At 72.0% G+C, this 4,518-nt stretch carries 2 protein-coding genes; both read left to right on the top strand.

Going from position 1 to position 4,518, the window contains the following annotated elements; genetic code table 11:
* Positions 1–2,627, top strand: a 2,627-nt coding sequence (locus tag ABT186_RS47285; protein ID WP_351930609.1) for a type I polyketide synthase, incomplete at its 5' end; no start/stop codon positions are given.
* A gap of 32 nt (positions 2,628–2,659) precedes the next feature.
* Positions 2,660–4,518: type I polyketide synthase (locus ABT186_RS47290; RefSeq protein WP_351930611.1), on the top strand; the 1,859-nt coding region annotated here is incomplete at its 3' end.

Consider the following 4,518-nt stretch of genomic DNA (forward strand, 5'->3'; position numbering starts at 1 on the left):
CCCCCATCAACTGGCACCCCACCTTCGACGCCACCACCCCCCACCACGTCGACCTGCCCACCTACCCCTTCCAGCGCACCCGCTACTGGCTGGAGCGCACCGGTTCGGCCGGTGACCTGGGAACGGCGGGGCTCGACGACGCACGGCATCCGTTGCTCGGTGCGGTGGTCGAACTCCCCGACGACGGAGGGGTGCTGGTCACCGGTCGGCTCTCCTTGAAGTCGCATCCATGGCTTGCCGACCACGCCGTGTCCGGGACCGTACTGGTGCCTGGGACCGGGCTGGTCGAGATGGCCGTGCACGCGGGCGACCAGGTGGGCGCGGGCGTCCTGGAGGAGCTGGTCGTCGAGGCGCCGCTGGTGCTGCCGGCTTCGGGCGCGGTCCGCGTCCGGGTGACCGCGGGCCCCGTCGACGGCCTTGGCCGGCGCCCCGTCACGGTGCACTCGCGCGGCGAGGACTCCTCGGTGTGGACGCGGCACGCATCCGGGTTCCTCACGGCTGAGGCCGCCGACTCCGGCACGGAGGCGTACGACTTCGGGGTCTGGCCGCCCAAGGACGCCGAGGCGCTGTCCGTCGCCGACTTCTACGATCTGCGGTTCGTCGCCGGGTACGAATACGGGCCCGCGTTCCAGGGTCTGCGGAAGGTGTGGCGGCGCGGTGAGGAGCTGTTCGCCGAGGTGGCGCTCGGTGAGGAGGCGGTCGGCGACGCGGGGGCGTTCGGGTTGCACCCGGCGCTGCTGGACGCGGCGCTGCATGCGGCCGCGTTCACGGACAAGCCGCAGGGCGAGCGCACGCTGCTGCCCTTCGCGTGGAACGGGGTCGCCCTGCACGCTGCGGGCGCCACCGCTCTCCGCGTACGGATCGCACCGAAGGGCACGGACGCGGTGTCCGTGCAGGCGGCCGACGCGACCGGGGCACCGGTGGCGACGGTCGGCTCGCTGGCCTTCCGAGCCGTCGATGCGACCCGATTGGCGGCCGACAGCGGTGTGCTGCGGGACGCGCTGTTCCGGGTGGAGTGGCAGGAGGTGCCCACCCCGCAGGAGCAGACCGGCACCGACTGGCCCGTCCTCGACCTCACCACACACACCGACGACGACATACGAACCCTCACCGGCCACGCACTCAAAACCGTCCAGGCACACCTGACCAGCCCACCCGACGACACCCGCCTGGTCGTCCTCACCCGCAACGCCACCCACAACCCGGCCCAGGCAGCCGTCTGGGGCCTCCTGCGCACCGCACAGAACGAACACCCCGACCGCATCACCCTCATCGACACCGACGACAACACCAGCCACCTCCTACCCGCCGCCCTCACCACAGGCGAACCCCAACTCGCCCTCACCAACGGCCGCATCCACATACCCCGCCTCACCCGCGCCCAAATCCCCGACACCCCCACCCCCCTCGACCCCAACGGCACCGTCCTGATCACCGGCGGCACCGGCACCCTCGGCACCCTCGCCGCACACCACCTCGTCACCCACCACCACATCCGCCACCTCCTCCTGCTCAGCCGCCGCGGACCCGGCGCACCCGGCGCACAGGAACTCCAGGAGCGGCTGACCTCCCTCGGCGCCCACGTCACCATCACCGCCGCCGACACCGCCGACCACGGCCAACTTGCCGACGCCCTCGCCGGAATCGACCCGGCCCACCCCCTCACCGCCGTCATCCACACCGCCGGAGTCCTGAGCGACGCCATGTTCGCCGCGCAGACGCCCGAGCACCTGGACACGGTGCTCGCGCCGAAGACGGACTCCGCCCGCGTCCTGCACGAGTTGACGAAGGACCACGACCTGGCCGCCTTCGTCCTCTACTCCTCCGCCGCCGGCACCCTCGGCAACCCCGGACAGGCCAACTACGCCGCCGCCAACGCCGCACTCGACGCCTACGCCCACCACCTCCGCACCCAAGGAACCCCCGCCGTCTCCCTCGCCTGGGGGCTGTGGGCGGACGCGAGCGGAATGACCGGGCATCTGGACAGCGGCGACCAGTACCGGATGAGCCGGCAGGGCGCCCTCGGTCTGACCCGCGAGGAGGGCATGGCGCTGCTCGACGCCGGGCTCAGGTCGCCCGAAGCGGCCCTGGTGACGAGCAAGATGAACTTCCCGGCGCTGCGCGCGGCCGCCGCCGAAGGCCAACTCCCCTCGATCATGAAGAAGTTGGTGAGTACGCCGCGCAAGGCGGCACACGGCGCGGCCGCCTCGGAGGAGTCCCTCGCCGAGCGGCTGGCCGCCCTGCCCGAGGCGGACCGGCGGCGACAGCTCCTGGAGCTGGTGCGCGGGCACGCCTCCACTGTGCTCGGCGGCGCGCCTGTCCGGCCCGAACAGCCCTTCAAGGAAGTCGGGTTCGACTCTCTGACCGCCGTGGAGCTGCGCAACCGCCTCGCCACCGCGACCGGCGTACGGCTGCCCGCGACGCTCGTCTTCGACTACCCGTCCCCGGCCGTGCTCGCCCGCCATCTGCTGGCCGAGCTGTTGCCCGAGGCGGACACGGCGGACGAGGAGACCCCCCGTGAGCCCGCCCCGGTTGCGGCGGCCGCGGCGGAAGAGGAGTTGCACCGCATCGCCGCCATGGACGCCGACGACCTCGTGGCCCGTGCCCTGGGCGCCCTCGGTAACTGATCAGTCAACTGCCGCAATACATGGAGGACTCGATGGGTACGACGCCCAGCGACAAGATCGTCGAGGCGCTGCGCGCTTCGCTGATGGAGAACGAACGCCTCAAGCAGGAGAACCAGCGCATCGTCGCCGCGTCCCGCGAGCCGATCGCGATCGTCGGCATGGCCTGCCGGCTGCCGGGCGGAGTGCGCACGCCGGACGAGCTGTGGCGGCTCGTCGACGAGGGCCGTGACGCGGTCTCCGGCTTCCCCGAGGACCGCGGCTGGGACCTGGAGCGCCTCTTCGACCCCGACCCCGAACGCTCCGGTACCTCGTATGTGAGCGAAGGCGGGTTCCTGCACGAGGCGGGCGAGTTCGACGCGGCCTTCTTCGGGATCTCACCGCGTGAAGCCCTCGCCATGGACCCGCAGCAGCGGCTGCTGCTGGAGACCTCCTGGGAGGCGTTCGAGCGGGCGGGGATCGACCCGACGGCGCTGGCGGGCAGCCGGGTCGGGGTCTATTCGGGCGTGATGTACCACGACTACGCGCCCGGCCTGGAGTTCTCCCCGAAGGGCCTGGAGGGGTTCCTGGGCACCGGGAACTCCGGCAGCGTGGCCTCGGGGCGTGTCTCGTACACGCTCGGCCTCGAAGGACCGGCGATCACCGTGGACACTGCGTGCTCGTCCTCGCTGGTCGCCCTGCACCTGGGGGTCCAGGCCCTGCGGGGCGGGGAGATCGACATGGCGCTCGCCGGCGGCGCCGCCGTGATGGGTACGCCGGGCGTGTTCGTGGAGTTCTCCACGCAGCGGGGGCTGTCGGAGGACGGGCGCTGCAAGGCGTTCGCGGAGGCCGCCGACGGCACCGGCTGGGCCGAGGGCGTCGGCGTGCTCGCCCTGGAGCGGCTGTCGGATGCGGAGCGTCTGGGCCACCCGGTCCTGGCGGTCGTACGGGGCTCCGCGGTCAACCAGGACGGCGCCTCCAACGGTCTCACCGCCCCCAACGGCCCCTCCCAGCAGCGCGTCATCCGCGCCGCCCTCGCCAACGCGGGCCTCACCCCGGACGCCGTGGACACGGTCGAGGCCCATGGCACCGGTACCACGCTGGGCGACCCGATCGAGGCGCAGGCCCTCCTGGCCACCTATGGTAAGAACCGTGGTTACCCCCTGTGGCTCGGCTCGCTGAAGTCCAACATCGGCCACGCCCAGTCGGCCGCCGGAGTCGCCGGGATCATCAAGATGGTGCAGGCGATCCGCCACGGGATCCTGCCGAAAACCCTGCATGTCGACGAGCCGTCCACCAAGGTCGACTGGACATCCGGTTCGGTCGAGCTTCTCACCGAGCGACGTGAGTGGCCGAGGACGGGCCGCCCGCGCCGGGCCGCCGTGTCCTCCTTCGGCGTCAGCGGCACCAACGCACACGTCATCATCGAACAGGCCCCGGAACGGCCGGAGCCGGTGCCCGAGCCCCGGCCCGCCGTCGTCCCCTGGCTCGTCTCCGCCAAGACGCAGCCCGCCCTGCGCGCCCAGGCCGACCGGCTGCTCACCGCCACCGGACACCTCGATCCTGCGGCCGTCGCGCGCGGCCTCGCCTTCCACCGCGCCCGCCTCGACCGCCGTGCCGTCGTCCTCGGGGCGACTCCCGAGGAGCTGTCGGTCGGCCTGAAGGCCCTCGCGGAAGGCACTTCGGCCCCGAACCTGATCACCGGTACAGCGGACGTGGACGGCAAGACCGTCTTCGTCTTCCCCGGACAAGGACACCAATGGGCCGGGATGGGAGCCCAACTCCTCGAAAAGGAATGGGTTTTCGCACAGGCCCTCACGGACTGCGCGAAGGCCCTGTCCCCCTACGTCGACTGGAACCTGCTCGACGTCATCCGCCAGACCCACAACGCCCCAAACTTCGACCGCGTCGACGT

This window comes from Streptomyces sp. NPDC001634 (assembly GCF_040298185.1).
In the GTDB taxonomy this organism is placed as follows: Bacteria; Actinomycetota; Actinomycetes; order Streptomycetales; family Streptomycetaceae; genus Streptomyces.